Annotated in this window: 23 protein-coding genes; 4 read left to right on the top strand and 19 right to left on the bottom strand. The window is 69.4% G+C overall.

All coding sequences use genetic code 11. The annotated features are described in order from the left end of the window. Positions 1–19: 19 nt before the first annotated feature. The 4 genes from ACPP3B_RS04145 to ruvC are packed head-to-tail and all read left to right on the top strand — an operon-like array spanning position 20 to position 4,318. A complete protein-coding gene (locus ACPP3B_RS04145; RefSeq protein WP_424859820.1) occupies positions 20–2,098 on the top strand; it encodes a ribonuclease catalytic domain-containing protein in 2,079 nt (692 codons plus the stop codon). A 24-nt stretch (positions 2,099–2,122) separates the two neighbouring features. Then, the gene (locus ACPP3B_RS04150) at positions 2,123–3,001 is read left to right on the top strand and encodes a TonB family protein (RefSeq protein WP_424859821.1); all 879 of its coding nucleotides are present in this window, start codon (positions 2,123–2,125) and stop codon (positions 2,999–3,001) included. Beyond that, a complete protein-coding gene (mtgA, locus tag ACPP3B_RS04155; RefSeq protein WP_299019185.1) occupies positions 3,001–3,741 on the top strand; it encodes a monofunctional biosynthetic peptidoglycan transglycosylase in 741 nt (246 codons plus the stop codon). Before ACPP3B_RS04150 ends, mtgA begins: the two co-directional genes overlap by 1 nt. Positions 3,742–3,769: 28 nt before the next feature. Next, positions 3,770–4,318, top strand: a complete 549-nt coding sequence (ruvC, locus tag ACPP3B_RS04160; protein WP_299019183.1) for a crossover junction endodeoxyribonuclease RuvC — start codon at positions 3,770–3,772, stop codon at positions 4,316–4,318. 25 nt (positions 4,319–4,343) lie between these two features. On the opposite strand, the gene ACPP3B_RS04165 is transcribed toward ruvC, so the two are convergent. The 19 genes from ACPP3B_RS04165 to hslV all read right to left on the bottom strand — a co-directional run bounded on the left by ACPP3B_RS04165 (position 4,344) and on the right by hslV (position 25,042). Beyond that, positions 4,344–4,520 carry a hypothetical protein gene (locus ACPP3B_RS04165; protein WP_299019181.1) on the bottom strand — a complete coding sequence of 59 codons (177 nt, stop codon included), beginning with the start codon at positions 4,518–4,520 and terminating at the stop codon, positions 4,344–4,346. A 26-nt stretch (positions 4,521–4,546) separates the two neighbouring features. Further along, the gene (gene lpxC, locus ACPP3B_RS04170; protein ID WP_299019179.1) at positions 4,547–5,470 is read right to left on the bottom strand and encodes a UDP-3-O-acyl-N-acetylglucosamine deacetylase; all 924 of its coding nucleotides are present in this window, start codon (positions 5,468–5,470) and stop codon (positions 4,547–4,549) included. 140 nt (positions 5,471–5,610) lie between these two features. After that, entirely contained in the window at positions 5,611–6,837 is a 1,227-nt protein-coding gene (gene ftsZ, locus ACPP3B_RS04175) for a cell division protein FtsZ (protein ID WP_299019177.1), read from the bottom strand. 20 nt (positions 6,838–6,857) lie between these two features. Beyond that, on the bottom strand, positions 6,858–8,087 hold the full coding sequence (ftsA, locus tag ACPP3B_RS04180; RefSeq protein ID WP_299019175.1) for a cell division protein FtsA: 1,230 nt from the start codon (positions 8,085–8,087) through the stop codon (positions 6,858–6,860). Positions 8,088–8,094: 7 nt separating this feature from the next. After that, positions 8,095–8,946: a cell division protein FtsQ/DivIB gene (locus tag ACPP3B_RS04185; RefSeq protein WP_299019173.1), complete on the bottom strand. Its 852-nt coding sequence runs from the start codon at positions 8,944–8,946 to the stop codon at positions 8,095–8,097. Between the two features lies 1 nt (position 8,947). Next, positions 8,948–9,940, bottom strand: coding sequence for a D-alanine--D-alanine ligase (locus ACPP3B_RS04190; RefSeq protein WP_424859822.1), 993 nt, complete (start codon positions 9,938–9,940; stop codon positions 8,948–8,950). Then, positions 9,937–11,379: a UDP-N-acetylmuramate--L-alanine ligase gene (gene murC, locus ACPP3B_RS04195; protein ID WP_299021930.1), complete on the bottom strand. Its 1,443-nt coding sequence runs from the start codon at positions 11,377–11,379 to the stop codon at positions 9,937–9,939. The genes ACPP3B_RS04190 and murC overlap by 4 nt, the downstream gene beginning before the upstream one ends. Continuing rightward, positions 11,376–12,461: an undecaprenyldiphospho-muramoylpentapeptide beta-N-acetylglucosaminyltransferase gene (murG, locus tag ACPP3B_RS04200; RefSeq protein WP_424859823.1), complete on the bottom strand. Its 1,086-nt coding sequence runs from the start codon at positions 12,459–12,461 to the stop codon at positions 11,376–11,378. Before murG ends, murC begins: the two co-directional genes overlap by 4 nt. Further along, complete coding sequence (gene ftsW, locus ACPP3B_RS04205) at positions 12,458–13,660, bottom strand: putative lipid II flippase FtsW (RefSeq protein WP_424859824.1); 1,203 nt, start codon at positions 13,658–13,660, stop codon at positions 12,458–12,460. Before ftsW ends, murG begins: the two co-directional genes overlap by 4 nt. 92 nt (positions 13,661–13,752) lie before the next feature. Further along, positions 13,753–15,309, bottom strand: coding sequence for a Mur ligase family protein (locus ACPP3B_RS04210; protein ID WP_424859825.1), 1,557 nt, complete (start codon positions 15,307–15,309; stop codon positions 13,753–13,755). Then, positions 15,306–16,484, bottom strand: coding sequence for a phospho-N-acetylmuramoyl-pentapeptide-transferase (mraY, locus tag ACPP3B_RS04215; protein WP_299020694.1), 1,179 nt, complete (start codon positions 16,482–16,484; stop codon positions 15,306–15,308). Before mraY ends, ACPP3B_RS04210 begins: the two co-directional genes overlap by 4 nt. Then, positions 16,474–17,913: a UDP-N-acetylmuramoyl-tripeptide--D-alanyl-D-alanine ligase gene (locus ACPP3B_RS04220; RefSeq protein ID WP_424860138.1), complete on the bottom strand. Its 1,440-nt coding sequence runs from the start codon at positions 17,911–17,913 to the stop codon at positions 16,474–16,476. Before ACPP3B_RS04220 ends, mraY begins: the two co-directional genes overlap by 11 nt. A gap of 5 nt (positions 17,914–17,918) precedes the next feature. Beyond that, positions 17,919–19,481, bottom strand: a complete 1,563-nt coding sequence (locus ACPP3B_RS04225; RefSeq protein ID WP_424859826.1) for a UDP-N-acetylmuramoyl-L-alanyl-D-glutamate--2,6-diaminopimelate ligase — start codon at positions 19,479–19,481, stop codon at positions 17,919–17,921. Beyond that, entirely contained in the window at positions 19,478–21,214 is a 1,737-nt protein-coding gene (locus tag ACPP3B_RS04230; RefSeq protein WP_299020699.1) for a peptidoglycan D,D-transpeptidase FtsI family protein, read from the bottom strand. Before ACPP3B_RS04230 ends, ACPP3B_RS04225 begins: the two co-directional genes overlap by 4 nt. Before the next feature lie 23 nt (positions 21,215–21,237). Continuing rightward, positions 21,238–21,528 (bottom strand): cell division protein FtsL, encoded by a 291-nt coding sequence (ftsL, locus tag ACPP3B_RS04235; RefSeq protein ID WP_299020687.1) that lies wholly within the window; start codon positions 21,526–21,528, stop codon positions 21,238–21,240. Continuing rightward, positions 21,519–22,466 (bottom strand): 16S rRNA (cytosine(1402)-N(4))-methyltransferase RsmH, encoded by a 948-nt coding sequence (gene rsmH, locus ACPP3B_RS04240; RefSeq protein ID WP_424859827.1) that lies wholly within the window; start codon positions 22,464–22,466, stop codon positions 21,519–21,521. Before rsmH ends, ftsL begins: the two co-directional genes overlap by 10 nt. A 16-nt stretch (positions 22,467–22,482) precedes the next feature. Next, positions 22,483–22,911 (bottom strand): division/cell wall cluster transcriptional repressor MraZ, encoded by a 429-nt coding sequence (gene mraZ, locus ACPP3B_RS04245; RefSeq protein WP_299020681.1) that lies wholly within the window; start codon positions 22,909–22,911, stop codon positions 22,483–22,485. Between the two features lie 236 nt (positions 22,912–23,147). Next, positions 23,148–24,455: an ATP-dependent protease ATPase subunit HslU gene (gene hslU / locus ACPP3B_RS04250; RefSeq protein ID WP_424860139.1), complete on the bottom strand. Its 1,308-nt coding sequence runs from the start codon at positions 24,453–24,455 to the stop codon at positions 23,148–23,150. 8 nt (positions 24,456–24,463) lie between these two features. Then, positions 24,464–25,042: an ATP-dependent protease subunit HslV gene (gene hslV, locus ACPP3B_RS04255; protein WP_299020714.1), complete on the bottom strand. Its 579-nt coding sequence runs from the start codon at positions 25,040–25,042 to the stop codon at positions 24,464–24,466. Position 25,043 lies beyond the last annotated feature (1 nt).

Here is a 25,043-nt window from a genome sequence, read left to right on the forward strand (position 1 = left end):
CCGCACGAGAGTCCACACGTTGTTTGCCCTGTTTGAAGATGCCGGCAAATTGCTCGCCGGCCGTATCCTGTCATCTGCCGAAGCCTCGCACCAGATCGAGCTGGAGTCGGGCAAGCGGCTCAAGGTCAAGGCCGCCCATGTGGTGCTGACCTTTGCCCAACCCACCCCTGCGGCGCTGCTGGCCGACGCCAGCGCGCTCAGCGGCGATATCGACCTCGACCTGGCGTGGGAATTCGCACCGGAGGCCGATTTCGGCTTCGACGAGCTGGCGCGTGACTACTTCGGTAACGGCGCGACGCTGGCGCAGCAAACCGCCATGCTGTTGCGCCTGCACGAAGCGCCCCACTACTTTCGCCGCGCGGGCAAGGGGCGGTTTCGCAAGGCGCCCGCGGACGTGCTGCAACAAGCGCTCGCCGCCATCGAGCGCAAGAAGGCCCTACAGGCGCAAATCGATGCCTGGGCCGCCGAACTGGCAGCAGGCAGCTGCCCCGAGCCGATCCGCGCGCAGCTCTACCGCATTCTGTTCAAGCCGGACAAAAATGCCCCCGAGTACAAGGCGGTCGTGCACGCCGCGCGCGAGACGCACCTGGCGCCGCTGGCGCTGCTGCAACGCGCCGGGGCCATCACCAGCGCCTACCAGTTCCACTGGCAGCGCTTCCTGCACGAGTTTTTTCCGCGCGGCACGGGATTTCCCGCGCTGCCGGCGCCACCCGCGCCCGACGACCTGCCGTTCGCCGAGGGGGTGGCCGCGTTTTCGATCGACGACTCCAGCACCACCGAAATCGACGACGCCCTGAGTGTGCAGGGGCTGGGCAGCGGCACCGTGACGCTGGGCATCCACATCGCCGCACCGGGCCTGGCGATCACACCCGACAGTGCGCTGGACCGCTTGGCGCGCGAGCGGCTATCCACGGTGTACATGCCGGGGCACAAGATCACCATGCTGCCCGATGAGGTGGTGCGAACCTACACGCTGGAGGCTGGCGCAGCCCGGCCGGCGCTGTCGCTGTATCTGACGCTCGATGAGGCGTCGCTGGAGATCCGCAGTCACCACACGCGCCTCGAGCGCGTGCCGATCGCGCACAACCTGCGCCACGACCAGATCGACGCGGCCATCACCCCGGCGTGGCTGGAAGACCCCAGCGCCCCGGCGGGGGCCCCGGTGCCCGCCGAGGTGGAGGCGCTGCGGCCGACGCTGGCGTTTCTGTGGCGGCTGGCGCAGGCGTGCAAGGCACGGCGCGAGGCGGTCCGCGGTCGGCCCGAGACCTTCACCCGCCCCGACTACACGTTCAAGCTCGACGGTGTCGGCCCCGACGGCCCCACCGGCGAGGAGACGGTCATCATCGGCACGCGCTCGCGTGGCGCCCCGCTCGACTTGATCGTGGCCGAGGCGATGATCCTGGCCAACCAAACCTGGGGCGGCTGGCTGGCCGAGCTGGGTGTACCCGGCATTTACCGCAGCCAGGCGAGCCTGGCGCCTGGCATCAAGGTGCGCATGGGCACCAAGCCGCTGCCGCACGCGGGCATCGGCGTGCCCTGCTACGCATGGAGCACCTCGCCGCTGCGGCGCTACACCGATTTGGTCAACCAGTGGCAGCTCATCGCCTGCGCGCGCCACGGCGCCACCGCCGCACTGGCGGCGCCGTTCAAGCCCAAGGACGCGGCGCTGATGGCCATCATCAGCGCGTTCGACGCCGCCTACACCGCTTACGCCCAGTTCCAGAGCAGCATGGAGCGCTATTGGACGCTGCGCTACCTGCGCCAGCACGGCATCACCGAGCTGGAGGCGGCGTTCCTGAAAGACAACCTGGTGCGCGCCGAGACGCTGCCACTGGTGTTTGCGGTGCTGGGCACCGACGGGCTGCAGCGCGGTGAGCGCGTGCGCGTGCGGCTGGGCGCGATCGACGAGCTGACGCTGGAAGTCACGGGCACCGTCATCGAGCGGCTGGGCGACACCGAACCCGTGGCCGAGGTCGAGGACACGCTGGAGGGCGAGCCCGACGACGCGCTCGCCGCCCCGCTGACCATCGCCGTGGCCGTGGATGACGGCGAAACCGATGCCGGTCCCCAAGGGGCGGCGGGCGAGACGCCGCGTTAGGACGGCATCGGGAGATCGCTGCCGATGACGGCCCGTGCCAGCGCCTTTGCCACCCTCGGCGCCCGCGTGCGCGCCGACCCACTGCCGTGGGCGCTGGCGTTTTCAGTGGCGGTGCACGCGGTGGTGCTGACGGTGCGCTTCGTGCCGCCACTGCGGCCCGAGCGTGTGTTGCAGGACACGCCGCTGGAAGTCATTCTGGTCAACGCCCGCGGCGACCAAGCGCCTGAGCGGGCGCAGGCCATCGCGCAAGCCAACCTGGCCGGTGGCGGCGACGCCGAGCGCGGACGCGCCCAATCGCCGCTGCCGCCGGCGATGCGGATGCGCGCGGGTGACGCGCTGGACGAGGAGGAGCAGCGCATCGAGGCCATGAAGGCGCAACAAAACCGCCTGCTGGCCCAGCTGCGGCGAGAAATCGCGCAACTGAGCGCGGCGCCGCCGGCGGATGTGGCCCAGGCCCAGGCGCGCGAGCAACGCCGACAGGCGCTGGTAAAGGCGCTGGCCGAAATCGAAAAGCGCATCGAAGAAGAAAACGCCCGCCCACGGCGCCGCTACATCAGCCCGGCCACCCGCGAAGCGGTCTATGCCCTGTACTACGACGAGCTGCGCCGGCGCATCGAGGACCGCGGCACGGCCCAGTTTCCCGAGCAGGGCGGGCGCAAGCTGTACGGCGAACTGACCATGGTCATCACCGTCAACCACGACGGCCGCGTGCTCGATACCGAGGTGGTACAGGGTTCGGGGAATCCGTATCTGGACGAGCGCGCGCAGGCCATCGTGCGCAGCCTGCAGTTTGCGCGCTTCAATCAGGCCATGCGCCAGCGTGCCGACCAGATCGTCGTCGTCTCCCGCTTCCGCTTCACACGCGAGGCGGGCTTGCAGACGCAGCTAGGGGAATCCCGCTGATGGGGCGAGTCGGGCGCGCGCTGTGGCACGTGCTGGGCTGGATCGCGCTGGCGGCGCTGCTGTTGCAAGTCTGGTTTGTCGCACGCATCGCGCTCATGGCGGTGGTGGATCCGCAGAGCACCGCGTTTCAGCGCTCCGAGGCGTGGCGGCTGTGGCAAGAAGACGGCGGCTGGCAGCGCTGGCGCCAGCGCTGGGTACCCTACGACCAGATCTCGCCGCACCTCAAGCGCGCGGTCATCGCCGCCGAGGATGCCGGCTTCGTCGAGCATTTCGGCGTGGACTGGGAGGCGGTACAGGCCGCGCGCGAGCGCAACGAACGCCGAATGGCGCAGGCGCAACGCCGCGCCAGCAGCGGCCCCGTGCGCCCAGCACGGCTGGCGGGCGGCTCGACCATCACGCAACAACTGGCCAAGAATCTGCTGCTCTCCGGCGAGCGCACGCTGTGGCGCAAGGGGCAGGAGCTGCTGTTGACCTGGATGCTGGAGGCCACGCTGGACAAGCGCCGCATTCTGGAGATCTACCTCAACGCGGTGGAGTGGGGCGATGGCATCTTCGGCGCCGAGGCTGCCGCCCAGCACTACTTCCGCAAGCCCGCCGCCCGCCTAACGCCGGCCGAGGCAGCCCGACTGGCGGTGCTGCTGCCCGCCCCGAAGCGCTACGGGGCGCGGCTCGGTTCGGGCTATCTCGAGAGCCGCACGCAAACCATTCTGGCGCGCATGGGCGCCGTTCGGGTGCCCTGATGGCGGGCCGCCCGGCTAAGATCGCGCCATGCGCATTCTTGGTATCGACCCTGGCCTGACCGCCACCGGCTTTGGCGTGGTGGACGCCGAGGGCCCCCACCTGCGCTACGTCGCCAGTGGCACCATCCGCACCAGCCCCGACGGTGGAGCGCTATTGCCGCAGCGGCTGCGCACGCTGTTCGACGGCATTGGCGAAGTGGTGCGGCGCTACCAGCCCACGGTGGCGGCGCTGGAGATCGTATTCGTCAACGTCAACCCGCAGGCCACGCTCATCCTGGGCCAGGCGCGCGGCTGCTGCCTGACGGCGCTGGTGGCCAACGACCTGCCAGTGGCCGAATACACCGCGCTGCAGCTCAAAAAAGCCGTCGTCGGCTACGGCAAGGCGCACAAAGCCCAGGTGCAGGAGATGGTGCGCCGGCTGCTCGACCTGCCGGGGCTACCCGGCAAGGACGCGGCGGACGCGCTGGGCCTGTGCATCACACACGCGCAGGTGGCCCGCACCACCCAAGCCATCCGCGAGGTGGCGCCGTTGCGCGCGCGCACCCATGCGGCTTACAAGGACGGACGCCATTACTGAGTCGCCCGCTCGGCACGGCCCACCGCTACCCGATGCGCGACAAGATCAACACGGCAAAGAAGGCCAAGGCGGCGATGACCGTCCACTTCAGAATCACGAGGCCCCAGCGCAGATAGTGCCGCCGCCCGGTGCCCAAATAAAACGCAAAGCACAACGCCGCCCCGCCCAGCAGGGCAAACATCAGGAAGCGGAAGATGAACACGGCGCGGACTCCAGCGGCGTGGGGCGTCAGCGCGCCAAGGCCAGTTGGGCAAAGCCCGGCGGGGCACGGCGCTCGTCTTCGAAGGTGACGATCTCGGTCGCGTCCGGTTGCGCCAGCAGCGCGCGCAGCAGCCGGTTGTTGAGCGCGTGCCCGCCCCGATAGGCGCTGTAGGCGGCCAGCAGAGGCCGCCCCACCAGGTACAGGTCACCCATCGCGTCGAGGATTTTGTGCTTGGCGAACTCGTCGTCGTAGCGCAGGCCGTCGGCGTTGAGGACCTTAACGTCGTCGAGCACGATGGCGTTGTCCAGCCCGCCGCCCAGGGCCAGCCCTTGCGAGCGCATGTGCTCCACATCGCGCGTGAAGCCAAAGGTGCGCGCACGCGCGATCTCGCGCGCGTACTGCCCGCTGCCCAGATCGAAAGTGACACACTGCCCGGTCGCACTGACGGCGGGGTGATCGAACTCGATTTCGAACTGCAGCCGAAACCCGTGGTACGGCTCCAGCCGCGCCCATTTGAGGCTGCGGCCCTCGCCTTCGCGCACCTCCACCGGGCGCGTCACCCGCAAAAAGCGTCGCGGCGCGCGCTGCACTTCGATGCCCGCGCTTTGCAACAGATAAACGAACGACGCCGCCGAGCCGTCCAGAATCGGGACCTCCTCGGCCGTGATGTCGATGATGAGGTTGTCGATGCCCAGGCCACAGCAGGCGCTCATGAGGTGCTCGACGGTGTGCACGCGCACGCCATCGCGTGACAAAGTGGAGGCCAGCCGCGTATCGGTCACCGCCGTGGCACTGACTGGGATGTCCACCGGATCGGCCAAATCGACCCGGCGAAAAACGATGCCCGTATCGGGCGCCGCGGGACGCAGCGTGAGCTCGACCCGCTCACCGCTGTGCAGGCCCACGCCCACGGCGCGCGTGAGGGTCTTGAGGGTGCGTTGCGCAATCATGTCGGCATTGTAGGCGCGGGGTCGGATCCGCGCCCATCCGGTCGGTCATGCCCTGCCGCCGCGCAGGGCGCGCGCCGGTGAGCCGCGTCGGCAAGACGGCCCACCGGCTGATCGAGGCGTTCCAGGCGTATGCGCGTGCTTTAGTCCGCCTGCTTGCGCAGGAAGGCGGGGATTTCGAAGTCGTCCATGCCGCTGGAAGCCAGCGCCTCGACGCGCGCAGCCGCGTTGCGGGTGCGCCAGACGCTGGGCACGGCTGGATTGCCCGCCGTGGCCGCGCCACCGCCCGTGCCGGCGGCGCCCGTCGGCACCGCCTGGTTGAGCGTCGGGATGAACGGCATGTTGTCGGTCCCCGTGCGCAGGCCCTGGTGCGGCTGGGATTGCACCACGGTCAGCGGCTGGCGCTGGCCGTTGCGGTTCAGGCCGGTGGCGACCACGGTCACGCGCAGCGCATCGCCCAGCGACTCGTCGTACGCAGTGCCGTAGATGACGTGCGCGTCCGGCGCGGCAAAGGCGCGAATGGTATTCATCGCCAGCTTGGATTCGGACAGCTTGAGCGACCCCTTGGCCGCGCTGATGAGCACCAGCACGCCCTTGGCGCCACGCATGTCCACGCCCTCCAGCAGCGGGCAGGCCACGGCCTGCTCGGCGGCGATGCGCGCACGATCCGGACCGCTGGCCACCGCCGTGCCCATCATGGCCTTGCCGGGCTCGCCCATCACGGTACGCACGTCCTCGAAGTCGACGTTGACCAGCGCCTCGACGTTGATGATCTCGGCGATGCCGCCGACGGCGTTCTTGAGCACGTCGTTGGCGGCGGCAAACGCTTCGTCTTGCGTGACGTCCTCACCCAGCTCCTCGTGCAGCTTGTCGTTGAGCACGACGATGAGCGAATCGACGCTTTGCTCCAGCTCGGCCAGGCCCTCCTCGGCGTTGGCCATGCGCCGGCCGCCTTCCCAGTCGAAGGGCTTGGTCACCACACCCACGGTCAAAATGCCCATTTCCTTGGCCATCTTGGCGATCACGGGGGCCGCGCCGGTGCCGGTGCCGCCGCCCATGCCGGCGGTGATGAACAGCATGTGCGCACCCTCGATCGCCTCGCGGATGTCGGCTTCGGCCATCAACGCCGCCTCGCGGCCCTTGTCGGGCTTGCTGCCCGCACCCAGCCCGGTGCGACCGAGCTGGATCAACCGGTGCGCCGACGAGCGCGCCAGCGCCTGCGCGTCGGTGTTGGCACAAATGAACTCCACGCCCTGCACCCGGCTTTGGATCATGTGCTCGACGGCATTGCTGCCGCCACCACCCACGCCGATCACCTTGATCTGCGTGCCGCGGTTGAATTCTTCGACTTCGATCATCTCGATGCTCATGGAACGCTCCTTGCCTGTGTTCAGAAATTGCCGACGAACCACTCTTTGACGCGCGTCAGCAGGCCCCCGACCGAGCCCGCCTTCTGCGCCACCTTGTGCCCGCGCAGGCGCGCCAGGCGCGCCTCCTCGAGCAAACCCATCACCGTGGCCGCGCGCGGCTGCGCGACCATGTCCCCGAGGGCACCGGCGTACTGGGGCACGCCGCGCCGCACGGGTTTGAGAAAAATGTCCTCGCCCAGCTCGACCATGCCAGGCATGACTGCGCTGCCACCGGTGAGCACGATGCCGCTGGAGAGCAGCTCCTCGTGCCCCGATTCGCGAATCACGGCTTGCACCAGCGCAAAAATCTCCTCCACGCGCGGCTCGATCACACCGGCGAGCGCCTGGCGGCTGAGCAGGCGCGGCCCGCGATCCCCGAGGCCAGGGACTTCCACCTGCTGATCCGGATCGGCCAGCAACTGCTTGGCGCAGCCACTCTCGACTTTGATGTCCTCTGCATCCTTGGTGGGGGTGCGCAGCGCCATCGCGATGTCGTTGGTGATCAGATCCCCCGCGATGGGGATGGCCGCCGTGTGGCGGATGGCACCGCCGGCGAAGATCGCCACGTCGGTGGTGCCCGCGCCGATGTCCACCAGCGCCACGCCCAGCTCTTTTTCGTCCTCCGTCAGTACGGCCTGCGCCGCCGCCAGCGGATTGAGCATGAGCTGGTCCACCTCCAAGCCACAGCGGCGCACGCACTTGAGAATGTTTTCGGCAGCGCTCTGGGCGCCGGTGACGATGTGCACCTTGGCCTCGAGCCGGATGCCACTCATGCCGATCGGCTCTTTGACCTCTTGGCCGTCGATGATGAATTCCTGCGGTTCGACCAACAGCAAACGCTGGTCGGTGGAGATATTGATCGCTTTGGCCGTCTCGATGACGCGCGCGACGTCGGCCGGGCTGACCTCGCGGTCTTTGATCGCCACCATGCCGCTGGAGTTGATGCCGCGAATGTGGCTGCCGGTGATGCCGGTGTAGACACGCGCGATGCGGCAGTCGGCCATCAGCTCGGCTTCTTTGAGGGCCTGCTGGATGCTGGCCACGGTGGCGTCGATATTGACGACCACCCCGCGCTTGAGACCATTGCTGGGGGCGACACCCAGACCGGCGAGCTTGAGCTCGCCACCTGGCAGGACTTCGGCCACCACCACCATGATCTTGGCGGTGCCGATGTCGAGTCCGACCACGATGTCCTTGTATTCCTTGGCCATGATGCGTTCAGCGGGTGGGTTGACGGGCAGACGCGGGCGCGGGCCGTGCGGTGGCGGGGGCACGCGCTCGCGGGCTTGCGGGGGCGTCGGGCTGGGTGGACACGCCGCGCAGCTGCAGCGCGTATCCGTTGGGGTAGCGCAGGTCGGCGCTGACGATGTCGCGCGCGCCGTAGCGGGCGCGCAGCGCGGCCTGGGTGGTGGCAAAGCGCTGCAGGCGCTCGACGACCTCGGCCTCGCCGCGGCCAAGCTCGATCGGCGCGCCGCTGTCGAGCGTCAGCCGCCAACTGCCGCGGCCCGACAGCTCCAGCCGTCCGACGTCACGCCCCAACCGCTCGACGAGGGGCGACAGGCGGCGGTACATCGCCACCACGGCTTCGGCTTCGCCTGCGGGCCCATACAGCACGCCCCATTGGTCGGCGGCGGGGTCGTCGGGGTCGGCCTCGAACACCTCACCACGCACGCTCACCAAGCGCCCCCCACCGGCCTCACCCCACCACGCCAGCGGCTCGTGCTCGCGCAGTGTGACGCGCAGACGGTTCGGAAACTCGCGCTCCACCACGGCCTCGCGCACCCACGGCAGCGCCTCGAAGCGGGCGCGGGCCTCGGCCAGATCCAGCGTCAGGAAGGTACCGCGCAGGTGCGGCACCACGAGCGCGCGCACCGTCACCGCGTTTTGGTGGGTCAAGTCGCCGTGCAGGGTGATGGCCTGCAGCGTCCACAGCGGATGCCGCGCCACCCACACCCCCAGCGCCACCACGACGGCCCCCGCGGCGAGCGCCCACAGCGCCGCGGCCACGGCGTTCATCCAGCGCACATCGGCCGGCATGGGCGTGGGAGGGGTCGCGGCGCGCGTCGCCATCTCAGCGCTCTCCTCCAGACGCGGTGTCGGCGGACGGCGGGTTGTCCAACGTGGCCGCCGCCAGCAGGCGCAGGCACAGCGCACCGTAGTCCAGCCCGACGGCTTGCGCGGCCATGGGTACCAGCGAATGCCCGGTCATGCCGGGCGAGGTATTCATCTCCAGCAAATAGGGACGGCGCGTGGCGGCGTCGATCATCACGTCGGCGCGCGCCCAGCCGCGGCAGCCCAATGCGCGGTAGGCCGCCAGTACCAAGGTCTGGATGGCCGCCTCCTCGTGCGCGGGCAGACCGCTGGGGATGAGGTAGCGCGTCTCGTCGCTGAAATATTTGTGCTCGTAGTCGTAGTTGCCACCGGGCGCCACGATGCGAATGAGCGGCAGTGCCTGCGCCTCGCGGCCGCTGCCCAGCACCGCGCACGTGACTTCGTCACCGGCGATGAACTGCTCACACAGCACCTGTGCATCGTGACGCGCCGCCAGCAGGTAGGCATCGGCGCACTGCCCCCGGGCGGTGACCTTGGTCAGGCCGATCGTGGAGCCCTCGCGCGCCGGCTTGACGATCATCGGCGCGCCCAGCGCGTCGAACGCCGCCTGCGTCTCCTCGACGCTGCCGACCAGGCGCCAGTCCGGCGTGGGCAGCCCTTCGGCGCGCCACAGGCGCTTGGTCATGGTCTTGTCGATGGCCAGGCTCGACGCCAGCACGCCCGAGCCGGTGTAGGGGATGCCCATCAGCTCCAGCGCGCCTTGCACGGTGCCATCTTCGCCATAGCGCCCGTGCAGCGCGATGAAGGCGCGCGCAAACCCCTCTTGCGCCAGCATCCACAGCGAGCGCTCGGCGGGATCGAAGGCGTGCGCGTCCACGCCCGCGCTGCGCAACGCTTGCAGCACCCCCTGCCCGGACATGAGCGAGACCTCGCGCTCGGCCGAGCGGCCACCCATGAGCACCGCGACCTTGCCAAAGGCGCGCGGATCGGGCATCGTGTCGTGGCGCGTCATGTCGTCGCCTCCCCGGCCAGGGTGGGGGTCGCCAGCGTCTGTGCCTGCGCCAGCGCCACCACCTGGGCCGCCACCGCGCCAATCGAGCCCGCCCCCATGCACAGCACCACGTCCCCGTCGCGCGCGTGTTGCAGGATGGCCTGCGGCAGCTCGGCCACGTCGGGTACGAACTGCGGCTCCACCCGGCCTGCCACGCGCAGCGCGCGCGCCAGGCTGCGGCCATCCGCCGCCACGATCGGGGGCTCACCGGCGGCGTACACCTCAGTCAGCAACACGGCGTCGGCTTGCCCCAGCACGCGCACGAAGTCCTCGAAGCAATCGCGCGTGCGGGTGTAGCGGTGCGGCTGAAACGCCAGCACCAGCCGCCGGCCCGGGTAGGCACCACGCGCCGCGGCCATGGTCGCGGCCATCTCCACCGGATGGTGGCCGTAGTCGTCGATCACCGTGGCGTGCCCGCCGGCAGGCAGCGCCACCTCGCCATGGCGTTGGAAGCGCCGTCCCACCCCTTTGAACTCTGCCAGCGCCTGCAGCACCGCCGCATCCGGCACGCCCAGCTCCACCGCCACCGCGATGGCGGCCAGTGCGTTGCGCACGTTGTGCTCGCCGGGCAGGTTCAGCACGACGTCCAGATCGGGCAGATCGATGCCGTTGCGCCGCTGCACGCGAAAATGCATCTGCGCGCCCACCGCCCGTACGTCGAGCGCGCGCACCTGCGCGTCGTCGCTCAACCCATACGGCGTGATGGGGCGCTGGATGGCCGGCAGCAGCGCGCGCACGTGCGGGTCGTCGATACACACCACCGCCGCGCCATAAAACGGCATGCGGTGCAGGAAGTCCACGAACGCCTGCTGCAGGCGACCGAAGTCGTGGCCATACGTGTCCATGTGGTCGGCGTCGATGTTGGTGACCACGGCCATGATCGGCAGCAGGTTCAGGAACGACGCGTCCGATTCATCGGCCTCCACCACGATGTATTCGCCCTGGCCGAGTCGGGCGTGGGCTCCCACGCTGTTGAGCCGTCCGCCAATCACGAAGGTGGGATCGAGCCCCGCGGCGGCCAGCACGCTGGCGACCAAACTCGTGGTGGTCGTCTTGCCATGCGTGCCGGCGATGGCGATGCCTTTTTTCATGCGCATCAGCTCGGCCAGCATGACCGCGCGCGGTACCACCGGCAGCATGCGCGCCTGCGCAGCCTGCACCTCTGGGTTGCTGGGCTGCACCGCGCTGGAGACGACGACGCAGTCGGCGCCCTCGATGTGCGCGGCGTCGTGCCCGATGAGCACACGCGCACCCAACTGACGCAGGCGACGCGTGGCGGCATTGTCGGCAAGGTCGGAGCCCGAGACGGTGTACCCCAGCGTGAGCAGCACCTCGGCGATGCCGCTCATGCCGGCACCGCCGATGCCCACGAAGTGAATGTGTCGAATCGCGTGTTTCATGTCGGGGTTTGAGTCTGCTTGGCAGCCAACGCGGTACAGGCGCGCACCATGGCATCCACGGCGCCGGTCTGGCGGTGCGCCCAGGCACGCTCGGCGCGCTGCGCCAGGTCCTGGCGCGTCAGGCCACGCAGCCAGTCGGCCAGCCATTCGGGCGTCAGTTCCGACTGCGAACGCAGCCAGGCTGCGCCGTCGTCGCTCAGAAAGCGGGCATTGGCGGTCTGGTGGTCGTCCACCGCATGCGGAAACGGCACGAACAGCGCCGCGGCGCCCACCGCGGCAATTTCGGTCACGGTGCTGGCCCCCGCGCGCGCGATGATCACGTCGGCGTCGGCAAAGGCGCGCGCGGTGTCGTCGATGAAGGCCACGCATTGCGCTTCTACCCCGGCCTGCGCGTAGGCCGCACGCAACGCGTCCAGGTGCCGCTCGCCGCTTTGGTGCCACACCATCGGCCGCTGTGATGGCGGCAGCAGGGCCAGTGCGCGGGGCACGGTCTCGTTGAGCGCCTGCGCTCCCAGGCTGCCCCCGACCACCAGCAGCCGCAGCGGCCCCTGCCGCCCGGCAAACCGCCGTGCCGGTGGGTCCTGCTGCAAAAACGCGGCGCGCAACGGATTGCCGATCCACTGGCCACCAGGCAGCGCGCCGGGGAAGGCGCAAAACACCCGGTCGGCAACCTGCGCCAACACCCGGTTGGCCAGTCCTGCCACCGAATTCTGTTCGTGCAGCACCAGGGGCCGGCCAGCCAGCACGGCCATCATCCCGCCGGGGAAGGTGATGTAGCCGCCCAGGCCGACGACCACGTCCGGCCGCACCCGGCGCACCACGCGCCACGCTTGCCAAAACGCACGCAGCAGGCGCACGGGCAACCATGCCAGCGTCAGCGGTCCCTTGCCGCGCACGCCGCCAAAATCCACGGGCTCGAACGGAAAGCCGCGCGGCGGCACCAGACGCGCCTCCATGCTGCCGGGTGCGCCCAGCCAGTGCACGCGCCAGCCCTCGGCGCGCAGCGCCTCGGCCACCGCCAGCCCGGGAAAGATATGGCCCCCGGTGCCGCCCGCCATCACCAGTGCGCAACGCGCCGTCATGCCCGCCTCCCGTGCATGCGCAATTTGTTTTCCCAGTCCACCCGCAGCACGAACGCCAGCGCCACCAGGTTCATCAGAATGGCCGACCCGCCGTAGCTCATCAGCGGCAACGTCAACCCCTTGGTGGGTAGGGCACCCAGGTTGACGCCAATGTTGATGAACGCCTGAAACCCGATCCACAGGCCCACGCCCTGCGCGGCCAACCCGGCAAACACCAGGTCCAGCGCGATGGCCTGCCGCCCGATCTGCATGATGCGACGCGTCAGCCACATGAACAGCACGATGAGCGTGAGCACGCCCACGAAGCCGAATTCCTCGCCGATGACGGCGAGCAAAAAGTCGGTGTGCGCCTCGGGCAGCCAGTGCAGCTTCTCGACGCTGGCACCCAGCCCGACGCCGAACCACTCGCCACGGCCCAGGGCGATGAGCGCGTGCGTGAGCTGATACCCCTTGCCGAGTGCGTGCTGCTCGCTCCAGGGGTCGAGGTAGGCGAAGATGCGCTCGCGCCGCCATTCGTTGGTTAGCACCACCATCGCAAACGCCGCCACCACCACCAGCGCGATGAGGAAGAACATGCGCGCGTTGACCCCGCCCAGGAACAAGATACCCATGGCGATGACCGCGATCACCATGAACGCGCCCATGTCGGGCTCGGCCAACAGCAGCACCCCCACCAGACCGACCGCCAAGGCCATCGGCCACACCGCCCGGAAAAATTGCTCCTTGACCTCCATGCGGCGCACCATGTAGCTGGCGGCGTAGAGCACGACGGCGAACTTGGCCAGCTCCGACGGCTGGAAGTTCATGAACCCCAGCGGGATCCAGCGCCGTGCGCCGTTGACGCCCTTGCCGATGAACGGCACCAGGACGATGACCAGCAACGCCAGCGCGAGCACGAACAGCGGGTTGGCCCACTGCTGCCAGCGCTCGGTGGGAATCTGGAATACGACCGTGGCGGCCACCGCGCCGATGCCGATGGCCAGCGCATGCCGCAGCACAAAGTGAGTCGGGCTGTAGTTCGCAAAACGCGGGTTGTCCGGCAGCGCGATGGAGGCGGAGTACACCATCACCAGCCCCCAGCACAGCAGCGCCACGATCACCCACAGCAGGGGCTGGTCGATGCCGCTGGCACTGGCCGCCGGCGCGGGCGCGCGCGCCCAGTCGCGACGCATCAGGCGCACGGGCAGGTCAGCGGTCATGGTCCCGCCGCTGGCGTGCCCCCCGCCTGGCAGCCACCGCGCCAGTACCTTTCGTGTGGATGCCTGCCACCGCTGCCAACGATCGATCACGCTCATGCGGGTGTCCCCTCGTCGTGCTGCAGCGCACGCACCGCGTCCACGAACACCTGGGCCCGGTGCGCGTAATCGCGAAACATGTCCAGACTGGCACACGCAGGCGACAGCAGCACCGCGTCGCCGGGTTGTGCCTGGGCCGCGCACCAGCGCACGGCGGCTGGCAAATCGTCGAACCGGGCCCGTGGCACGTCCGTGTTGGCCAGCGCGGCCTCGATGGCGGGGGCGTCGCGGCCGATCAGCGCGACCGCGCGCGCGTAACGGCGCACCGGCGCCGCCAGCGGCGCGAAATCCTGTCCCTTGCCGTCCCCGCCCAAGATCACCACCAAGCGACGCTGTGGCCCCAGCCCTTCGATGGCAGCCAGCGTGGCGCCGACGTTGGTGCCCTTGCTGTCGTCGATGTATTCGACATCGCCGACGATGGCCACGGACTCGACCCGGTGCGGCTCGCCGCGGTAGTCGCGCAGCGAGTGCAGCAGTGGCGCCAACGGCGCGCCCGCCGCCGTGGCCAGCGCCAGCGCCGCCAGCGCATTGGTGGCATTGTGGCGGCCCTGGATGCGCAGCGCCTCGGCGGGCATGAGCCGCTGCAGCGGCAGCGAATCGGCCGCTGCTGCTGCAGCCCCACGCACCGGCGCATCGTCGTCGGGCCGGGCACGCACCAGCCAAGTGATGCCGTTGACGGTCTCCAGCCCCCATTCGCCCGGGCGCTGTGGCAGCCCGGCACCGAAACTCGTCCACGCCCGTGCCGGCACCGGCGGCGCACGGCGACCACGCACCGGCTCGGGCGGGGGCGGCTGCCAGGCCGCGACGATGGGATCGTCGCGGTTGAGGATCATCTGCCCGTGCTGGCCGAAGATGCGCGCCTTGGCGGCCGCGTAGGCCTGCAGGGTGCCGTGCCAGTCCAGGTGATCCTGGGTCACGTTGAGCACCACGGCCGCCGTGGGCTCGAAGCCCTCCACCCCGTCGAGCTGAAAACTCGACAGCTCCAGCACCCAGACCCGCGGCAGTGCGTCGGCGGCAAGCCGATCGGCCAGGGTGTCGAGCAGGGTCGGGCCGATATTCCCGGCCACGGCCACGTCCCAGCCGATGCTGCGCAGCAGGTGGCCGGTGAGCGCAGTGGTGGTGGTTTTGCCGTTGGTGCCGGTGACAGCCAGCACCGCGGGGCGGTAGGCCCGCGCCTCGGCGAGGGTGCGCAGGGCGTGAGCAAACAGGTCCAGCTCACCGCGCACCGGCACGCCCACGGCGGCCGCGGCGTCGCGCAGCGGCGCCAGCTGCGCGGGGGCGATGCCCGGGCTGCGCGCCACCAGCGCCCAGGGCGCGCGCGCAAAGAGATCGGCGTCGAACGCGACGCCACGCAGCAGCGTGCTGCCCGGGGCCACCGCCTGCAGCGCGTCGGCCTGCGGCGGCTCGGCGCGCGTGTCGGCCACGGTCACGCGCGCCCCAGCAGCGTGCAGCCAGCGCGCCAGCGCCCGCCCCGAGGCACCCAGCCCCAGCACGAGCACATCGCGCTCGCGCACACCGGGCAGCAGGTCGTGGGTCCAGACGGTCGTGTTCATCGCAGCTTGAGGGTGGACAGGCCGATGAGGCACAACAGCATGGTGATGATCCAGAAGCGCACGACGACCTGCGTCTCGCGCCAGCCGGATTTTTCGAAGTGATGGTGCAGCGGCGCCATCTTGAACAGGCGCCGGCCCTCGCCCCAGCGGCGTTTGGTGTATTTGAACCACGCCACCTGCAGCATCACCGACAGCGCCTCGGCGACGAAGATGCCGCCCATGATCGCCAGCACGATCTCTTGGCGCACGATAACGGCGATCGTGCCCAGGGCGGCACCCAGCGCCAGCGCACCGACGTCGCCCATGAATACCTGCGCGGGATAGGCGTTGAACCACAGAAAGGCCAGGCCCGCCCCGGCCATGGCGGCGCAAAAGACCAACAGCTCGCCCGTGCCTGGGATGTAGGGCAGCAGCAGATAGCGCGCAAACACCGCGTTGCCCGTCACATAGGCAAAGACGCCCAGCGCCGAGCCCACCATCACCACCGGCATAATGGCCAAGCCATCCAGGCCATCGGTCAGGTTGACCGCGTTGCTCGAGCCCACGATGACCAGGTAGGTCAGAATCACAAACCCGGTCACCCCCAGCGGGTAGCTGATCTCTTTGAAAAACGGCACCATCAGTCCGGCCTGCTGCGGCAGCTCGACCTGAAAACCGGAGCGGACCCACTCGACGAACAATGCCCACACCCGCGCGTTGGAGCTCTCGGAGATGGCAAACACCAAATAGAACGCCGCCACCAGGCCGATGACGGACTGCCAGAAATATTTCTCGCGCGAGCGCATACCCTCCGGGTCTTTACGCACCACCTTACGCCAATCGTCCACCCAGCCGATGGCCCCCATCGCCAAGGTCACGGCCAGCACGATCCACACGAAACGGTTCGACCACTCGAACCACAACAGCGTCGCGACCGTGATGGCAAACAGGATCAGCACCCCTCCCATGGTGGGCGTGCCGCTCTTGCTGAGGTGGCTCTGCACGCCGTAGGCGCGCACGGGCTGGCCGATCTTGAGCGCGGTCAGGCGCCGAATGAACCACGGCCCCGCCGTCACACCGACCAGCAGCGCCGTCATGGCCGCCATGACAGCGCGAAACGTCAGGTACTGAAAGACCCGCAGAAAGCCCAGCTCGGGCCAAATGCCCTGCAGCCACTGTGCCAGACTAGGCAGCATGGGGGGCCTCCTCCTCGTCCGCGAGCGCGTGCATGGCGGCCAGTGCCGCCACCACCCGCTCCATGCGCATGAAGCGCGATCCCTTGACCAACACACTGCCCCCGCCGGCGGGCACGGCGTCCGTGAGCGCCGACAGCAGCGCCTCGGCCGTGGCAAAGTGCTGCAGGCGCAGCGGTGCGGTATCCAGCGTCGCCGCGGCTCGGCCCATCCAGTCGCCCAGCAGCCACACGCGCTCGATGCCCTGTGCCAGCGCGTGCTGCAGCACCTCTCGATGGAAGGCCAAGGCTTGCGCGCCCACTTCGCCCATGTCGCCCAGCAGCAGCCAGCGCGGCCCCGGCAAGGCGGCCAACATATCGATGGCAGCGCGCACCGAGTCTGGATTGGCGTTGTAGGTGTCGTCGACCACCGTCCAGCGCGCACCGTGCAGCGTCAACACCCGGGTGCGGCAGCGGCCCGCCACCGGCTCGAAGGCAGCCAAACCCGCCGCGATCGCCGCCAACGGCACCCCGGCCGCCAACGCGCACGCCGTGGCCGCCAAGGCGTTGCGCACGTGGTGCCGACCGGCGATGCGCAAGCGTGTCTCGAACGCGCCCTGTGGCGTGTGGATGCGCAGCGACCACGCGCCGTCGATCCACTCGGCGCCGATGAGCTGCACATCGGCACCGTGCTCGCCAAAAGACAACGTGGCACGCGCACCCGCAAGCGTGCGCCACAGGGGGGTGTAGACATCGTCCGCCGGAAAGACCGCCGTGCCTTGCGCAGGCAGGGCGGCGAGCACCGCGCCGTTTTCTCGCGCCACGGCCTCGACGCTGGCCATGAACTCCTGGTGCTCGCGCTGCGCGTTGTTGACCAGTGCCACCGTGGGCTGCGCCATCGCAGCCAGGTGGGCGATCTCGCCGGGATGGTTCATGCCCAGCTCGACCACCGCCAGCCGGTGGCTGGGTCGCAGGCGCAGCAGCGTCAGCGGCACACCGATGTCGTTGTTCAGGTTGCCGTGCGTGGCCAGCGCCGCCTCGCCCACTGCGGCGCGCAAAATGGCGGCCGTCATCTGCGTCACCGTCGTCTTGCCATTGCTGCCAGTGACGGCAATCAACCCCCCTGACCAGCGCGCCCGCCACGCGGTCGCCAGCGCGCCGAGCGCCGTGCGGCTGTCGGGCACCTCCACGCCGCTGAGCCCCGCGGCGGCCAGTCCATGCTCGGCCAGCGCGCCGACGGCACCCGCTGCCGCCGCCTGTGGCAAGAAGTCGTGTGCGTCGAAACGCTCGCCGCGCAACGCGACGAACAAATCGCCGGCCTGCAGCGTGCGCGTGTCGGTGTGCACGCGCAGCGGCGCCAGCGGCGCCACGTCGCCCACGGCGCGCGCGCCGGGCAGCGACCCCAGTAGCTCCCCCAAGCCGTGCATGGGCGCGGGGGCCGGATTCATCGGCATCTCGGTCATCCCTGTGCCTCCCGGCGTTGGCGCAGCGCCGCGTGCGCATGGGCGCGATCGCTAAAAGGTCGGCGCACGCCGGCCACTTCCTGATAGTCCTCGTGCCCCTTGCCCGCCAGCAGCACCACGTCGGCAGCGGCAGCGTGCTGTACCGTCCAGCGGATGGCTGCGGCACGGTCGGGCTCGACGATGGCGGCGGCAGGATCGGCCAGCCCCGCACGCATCTGGGCCAGGATATGCAGCGGGTCCTCGCTGCGCGGGTTGTCACTCGTCAGTACGACCCGATCGGCGCCGCGTTCGGCAGCGGCGGCCATGAGCGGGCGCTTGCCCGGGTCACGGTCACCACCGCAGCCCAGCACGCACCACAGGCGTCCGCCCCGGCGCACCGCCAGCGCGCGCACCGCCTGCAGCGCCTTGGCCACCGCGTCGGGCGTGTGCGCATAGTCGATGAGCACCAGCGGCAAGCCCTCGTCGGGGCCGTCGTCGGCACTCCAGGCGGACTGCATGCGGCCCGGCACGGCCCCGAGTGCCCGGCTGCTGCGCTCGATGACGGGCCAGGACAGGCCGCGGCTGCGCAGCACGGCCATGGCCGCCAGCAAATTGGCGACGTTGTAGTCGCCCACGACGGGCAATTCGAACGTCGCGCGCGCTTCGCCCTCGGCGACCGTAAAGCGCACGCCCTGCGCGCGCCACTCGCGCTGCAGCAGGCGCAAGCGGGCCGGCGTCTCGGGCTGCGTGGCCACGGTCCAGAGTTCCACGCCCGCCTCACCCGTGCGGCACGCGAGCGCCTGCGCCAATTCGTGACCATACGGGTCGTCCACGCACACCACCGCCACCTGGAGCCCCGGCCAGTCGAACAGGCGGCGCTTGGCGGCCCAGTAAGACGCCATCGTGCCGTGGTAGTCCAAGTGGTCTTGCGTCAGGTTGGTAAAGACCGCGGTGTGCACGGCAGTGCCGTCGAGCCGCCCTTCTTCGATGCCGATCGACGATGCTTCCATCACCACGGCACGCACGCCGTCGTCGGCAAAGGTGCGCAGGGCACGTTGCAGGGTCACGGGGTCGGGCGTCGTCAGGCCAGTGGGGACCAACGCCGCACCGGGGCGTCCCATGCCCAGCGTGCCGATCAGTGCTGCCTCGACTCCCGCGGCCTGCAGCCACTGCGCCGTCCACCACGCGGTGGACGTCTTGCCGTTGGTGCCGGTGATCGCCACCACGTCCAGCGCTTGGCTGGGGGCGTGCCAAAAAGCACTGGCTAGGGCGCCGACCACGCCGCGCAGGCCGCGGAAGGTCGCGACCCGAGCCGACCCTGGCTCGCCTCGATCGAATGCCGCCTCGGGGTGCGCTTGCTGCCACTCGGCCAGGCCCTCGGCCTCCACCACCACCGCGACGGCGCCCGCGTCGAGCGCAGCGGGCACGAACCGGCGCGCATCGACCGCCGCCCCGGGCCAAGCGATGAAAGCGTCGCCGGGCCGCAGCGCGCGGCTGTCGGCGCACAGCCCAGTGGCGCCGCACGCACGCAACCACGCCACCAGGGCATCCAGCGACTCGAAGGATGGCAGCGCGCTCACACCGGATCCTCCTCGATGGCATCGGCCACGATCTGCGGCTGCACACGCATGTCAGGCGGCACCCCCAGCAGGCGCAGCGTCTGCTGGGCGACGTCCGAAAACACCGGCGCCGCCACGGCGCCACCGTAGATCACGCCGTTGCTGGGCTCGTCGATCATCACCGCGATCACCACGCGCGGCTGATCGATGGGCGCCAGGCCGACGAAAAAGCTGCGGTACTTGCGGGCGGCGTAACCCTTGCCCTCCTGCTTGCGCGCGGTGCCGGTCTTGCCCCCCACGGAGTAACCCACCGTCTGCGCCAGTTGCGCCGTGCCGCCGGGGCCGGCGGCCATGTGCAGCATGTGCCGCACCGCCAACGCATGGCGCTCGCTGAACACGCGCACGCCATGCGCGGGCTGGTCGGTGCGCAACAGGGTGATGGGCACCAGCTCGCCATCGCGCGCGAACACGGTGTAGGCCTGCGCCAGCTGCAGCAGCGACACCGACAACCCATAGCCATAGCTCATGGTGGCCTGCTCGATCGGGCGCCACGTTTTGTACGGCCGCAGTCGGCCGCTGGTGGCACCCGGAAACGGTACTGGTGGCTTGTGCCCGAAGCCGGCGCGGGTGTAAGCCTCCCACATGTCGCGCGGCTGCAACTGCATGGCCATCTTTACCGTGCCGACGTTGCTGGACTTCTGAATCACCTCGTTGACCGTCAACACGCCATAGGGGTGCACATCGGAAATCGTGAAGCCCCCCATCTGCAGCCGCCCCGGAGCGGTGGGGATCGGTGTCTCGGGCGTGACCAGCCCCTTGTCCAGCGCCAGCGCGGCGATGAACGGCTTCATGGTCGAGCCAGGCTCGAAGCTGTCGGTCAGCGCCCGGTTGCGCAGTTGCTCGCCGGTCAAGCTGCGGCGGTCGTTGGGGTTGTAGCTGGGGTAGTTGGCCAACGCCAGCACCTCGCCCGTGTGCGCATCCAGCACCACCGCACTGCCCCCGCGGGCGTTGTGCTGTAGCACCGCGTCTTTCAGGCGCTGGTAGGCAAAGTACTGGACCTTGCCGTCGATCGACAGCTGCAGGTCTCGGCCATCGACCGGCGGCACGATGTCGCGCACATCCTCGACGATGCGGCCCAGCCGATCCTTGATCACGCGGCGCGAACCGGGACGACCGCTGAGCTCGCGGTCGAACGCCAACTCGACCCCCTCTTGGCCACGGTCTTCGACGTTGGTGAAACCCACCACGTGCGCCAGCGCTTCCCCCTGCGGGTACTGGCGCTTGTACTCCTTGCGCAGGTACAGGCCCTTGATGCCCAGCGCCTGCACCTGACGCGCCACCGGCTCGTCCACCTGGCGCTTGATCCAGACAAAGTTTCGCTCACCCACCTGCAGCCGGCGCTGGAGTTCGGCCAGCGGCATCTCCAGCAACCGTGCCGCTTCGCGCAATCGGGGGTGGTTGGGATCGACGTCCTCGGGGTCGGCCCAGACGCTCTGCGCCACCACGCTGGTGGCCAAAATCATGCCGTTGCGGTCCAGGATGCGGCCGCGGCTGGCGGGCAGCTCCAGCGTGCGGGCATAGCGCACCTCGCCCTGGCGTTGGAAGAAGTCGTTGCCGATGACCTGCACGTACGCCGCCCGCGCCGCCAGCCCGGCAAAGGCCAGCGCCAGCATGGCGACGATGAAGCGGCTGCGCCATACGGGCGTGGCGCTGGTCAACAGCGGACTGCTCCCGTAGGCGATGCTGCGCGGCACCGGGGCGGGCGTCGGCTTGCGGCTCACGGCTGCCCCCCCGGCTCGACCACGGTGGTCGCCAACGTCACGTATTCGGTGATGCCCGGGTGCGCGGGACGCATTTGCAACTGGCGTTGTGCCATCTGCTGCACACGCGACGGGGCGGCCAGCGCACGCTGCTGCGCCACCAGCCGCTCGTGCTCGGCGGCCAGGCGGTTGGCCTCGGCGCGCGCACGCTCGTTGGCAACGTACAGGCGGCGCGAGTCGTACTGCAGCGTCACCAGATAGAAACAGCTGGCCAACAGCGCCAGCAACAGCACGAGGTTCAAGCGCATCGCGGCCCCCTCGTATCGGCTGGCGCCGGTGCAGCGGTGCGGGTGGCCGCGCGCATCACGGCGCTGCGCGCACGCGGGTTGGCCTCGACCTCTGCCGGGGACGGCAGGGTGCGCGTGACGTGTGCCAGCAACGCGGGCGGCGGCTCGACCACGGGAGCGCGGCGATCGACCGATGGCCGCGCGTGCGCCACCATGAAGCGCTTGACGCAGCGGTCTTCCAGCGAGTGGAAGCTGATCACCACCAGCCGCCCGCCCGGGCGCAGCAGCACGAGCGACGCCTTCAGCGCCTGTTGCAGCTCTTCAAGCTCGGCGTTGACGTAAATCCGAATAGCCTGAAATGTGCGCGTTGCAGGGTCCTTGCCCGGCTCGCGGGTTTTGACCGCGCCAGCCACGATTTCGGCCAGCTCGGCGGTGGTTCGAACAGGCCCCCGTTCCTGTCGGCGACGATCAATCGCCTTTGCAACCGATGCAGCAAACCGCTCTTCGCCGTATTCACGAAACACCTCCGTCATCTCGGCCACGCTGGCCGTGGCCAGCCACTGGGCGGCGCTGAACCCGCGCGTGGGATCCATGCGCATGTCCAGCGGCCCGTCGTGGCGGAAGGAAAAGCCGCGCGCCGGATCGTCCAGTTGCGGCGAGCTGACCCCCAAATCCATCAGCAGTCCGTCCGCGCTGGCCGGCGGCAGCGTGCCCAGGGCCGCAAAGCCCTCGTGCCGCACCGCCACCCGCGGGTCGGTCGCCGCCAGCGCCTGGGCCACCGCAATCGCCTCGGGGTCCTTGTCGAACACCGTCAGGCGCCCCCGCGGCGACAAGCGCTGCAAAATCGCGCGGCTGTGACCGCCGCGGCCAAACGTCGCGTCGATGTAGTGACCGTCCGGTTGGATCTGAAGGGCCTCGACCGCTTCGTTCAACAGGACGGTGCGATGGGGATGGGTCATCGGCACCGCCCGCTCCTCAGAACGAAAAGTCCTGGAAGGCCTCGGGCATCTCGCCCTTCATGGCCTCGGCCTCCTGGGCCGCGTACGTGGCCGCATCCCAGAGTTCGAAGTGATTGCCCATGCCCAGCAGCATGGCCTCTTTGGTGATGCCGGCCGCCGCGCGCAACTCGGGCGCAATCAGCACGCGCCCCTGGGCGTCCATCTCGACGTCCTGCGCATTGCCCAAGAAGATGCGCTTCCACCACTGCGCCGACATGGGCAGCTGCGCGATGCGCTGGCGAAACGCCTCCCACTCCGGGCGGGGAAAGATCATCAGACAGCCGTGCGGGTGCTTGGTGATGGTGAGCAGACCGCCCGCCGTGGCGCTGAGGACGTCGCGATGCCGGGTCGGCACCGAGAGCCGACCTTTGGCATCGAGACTGAGGGACGAGGCGCCTTGGAACACGGATCAGATCCCGCCGTGAAAAACCACTTTTCACCACTTTTTTGCACTAGCTCCCACTTTAGCACCAAAAACCTCCGCACGACAAGTCCGCCGCGGGTTTTTTCTCGTGAAATCAAAGAGTTAAGGCCAATTGGGCACCCCAATCGGCCTTAAAAAACAGACGCCGAATCAAATGCTTACAAGGCAGCGTGCAAGCAGCTTGTCAAGAAGCGCGGCGCCCTCGCGCGCGGCGCCGGTCAGAGGATGAAGCGCGACAAATCCTCGTGCCGGGCCAGCTCGCCCAGCCGGGCGTCGACCATGGCGGCATCCACCGTGACGGTCTGGCCGCTGTGGCGCACCGCGTCGAAGCTGATCTCGTCGAGCAGCCGCTCCATGACCGTGGCCAGACGGCGCGCCCCGATGTTTTCGGTGCGCTCGTTGACCTCGTAGGCGATGGTGGCGATGCGCCGGATGGCGTCGTCGGCAAACACCAGTTGCACCCCTTCGGTGGCCAACAGTGCCTGGTACTGGCGCACCAGGCTGGCGTGCGTCTGGGTCAGGATCGCCTCGAAATCCTGCACCGACAGCGGCTGCAGCTCCACCCGGATCGGAAAGCGCCCTTGGAGCTCCGGGATCAGGTCACTGGGCTTGCTCAGGTGAAACGCGCCGCTGGCGATGAAGAGGATGTGGTCGGTCTTGACCGGCCCGTATTTGGTGGAGACGGTGGTGCCCTCCACCAGCGGCAGCAGGTCGCGCTGCACGCCCTGGCGCGACACGTCGGCGCCGCCGACCTCGCTGCGCGTGGCCACCTTGTCGATCTCGTCGATGAAGACGATGCCGTTTTGCTCAAGGTTATGGATCGCCTCGGCACGAATGTCCTCCTCGTTGACGAGCTTGGCGGCCTCCTCCTCGATGAGCAGGCGGCGTGCCTCGGCGATGCGCAGGCGGCGCGTCTTGCGCCGCCCCAGGTTGAGCTGACCGAACAGCCCCTTGATCTGCTCGGCCATCTCTTCCATGCCGGCGGGCGTCATCACCTCCAACTGCGGCTGGCTCGCCGCCAGCTCGATATCGATTTCCTTGTCGTCGAGCTGACCCTCACGCAGCTTTTTGCGAAACACCTGGCGCGCCGCGCCGTCGCGCTCCACGTCGCCGTCGCGCGGCGGGGGCAGCAGCGCATCCAGGATGCGGTCTTCGGCCACATCCTCGGCGCGCGTGCGCACGCGCGCCATCGCGGCCTCGCGCGTTTGCTTGACGGCGATGTCGGCCAGGTCGCGGATGATGCTGTCGACGTCCTTGCCGACGTAGCCGACCTCGGTGAACTTGGTGGCCTCGACCTTGATGAAGGGCGCGCCAGCGAGCCGGGCCAGCCGCCGCGCGATCTCGGTCTTGCCCACGCCGGTCGGGCCGATCATCAGGATGTTCTTGGGTGTGATCTCGGCGCGCAGCTTGGGGTCGACCTGCTGGCGCCGCCAGCGGTTGCGCAGCGCGATGGCCACCGCGCGCTTGGCCGCCTGCTGGCCTACGATGTGCTCGTCGAGCTCGGAGACGATCTCCTGCGGGGTCATGGCAGCACTCACGACAGCACCTCCACGGTGTGGTGTTGGTTGGTGTAGATGCACAGGTCGCCCGCGATGCGCAGCGCCTCGCGCACCACGGCCTCGGCCGGCAGCGCCGTGTGGTCGAGCAGCGCCAGCGCCGCCGCCTGCGCGTAGGCGCCACCGGAGCCGATAGCCACGATACCGCGCTCGGGCTCGAGCACATCGCCGTTGCCCGTGATGACCAGGCTGGTGCTGCGATCGGCCACGGCCAGCATCGCCTCCAGCCGACGCAGCACGCGGTCGGTGCGCCAGTCCTTGGTTAGCTCGACCGCGGCGCGCAGCAGGTGGCCCTGGTGCTTGTCCAGCTTGGCTTCGAACCGCTCGAACAGGGTGAAGGCGTCGGCCGTCGCGCCCGCAAAACCGGCCAACACCTGGTCGCGGTAGAGCCGGCGCACCTTGCGCGCACTGCCCTTGACCACGATGTGGCCAAGCGTGACCTGGCCGTCGCCGCCCATGGCGACCTGCACGCGGCCGGGGTCGGCCGGATCGGGGCGCCGCACACTGACGATGGTGGTGCCGTGAAAGACGGCAGAAGAGGACGAGGGGCTTTCCATG

The organism is Tepidimonas sp. HKU77 (assembly GCF_049728535.1).
GTDB lineage: Bacteria > Pseudomonadota > Gammaproteobacteria > Burkholderiales > Burkholderiaceae_C > Tepidimonas.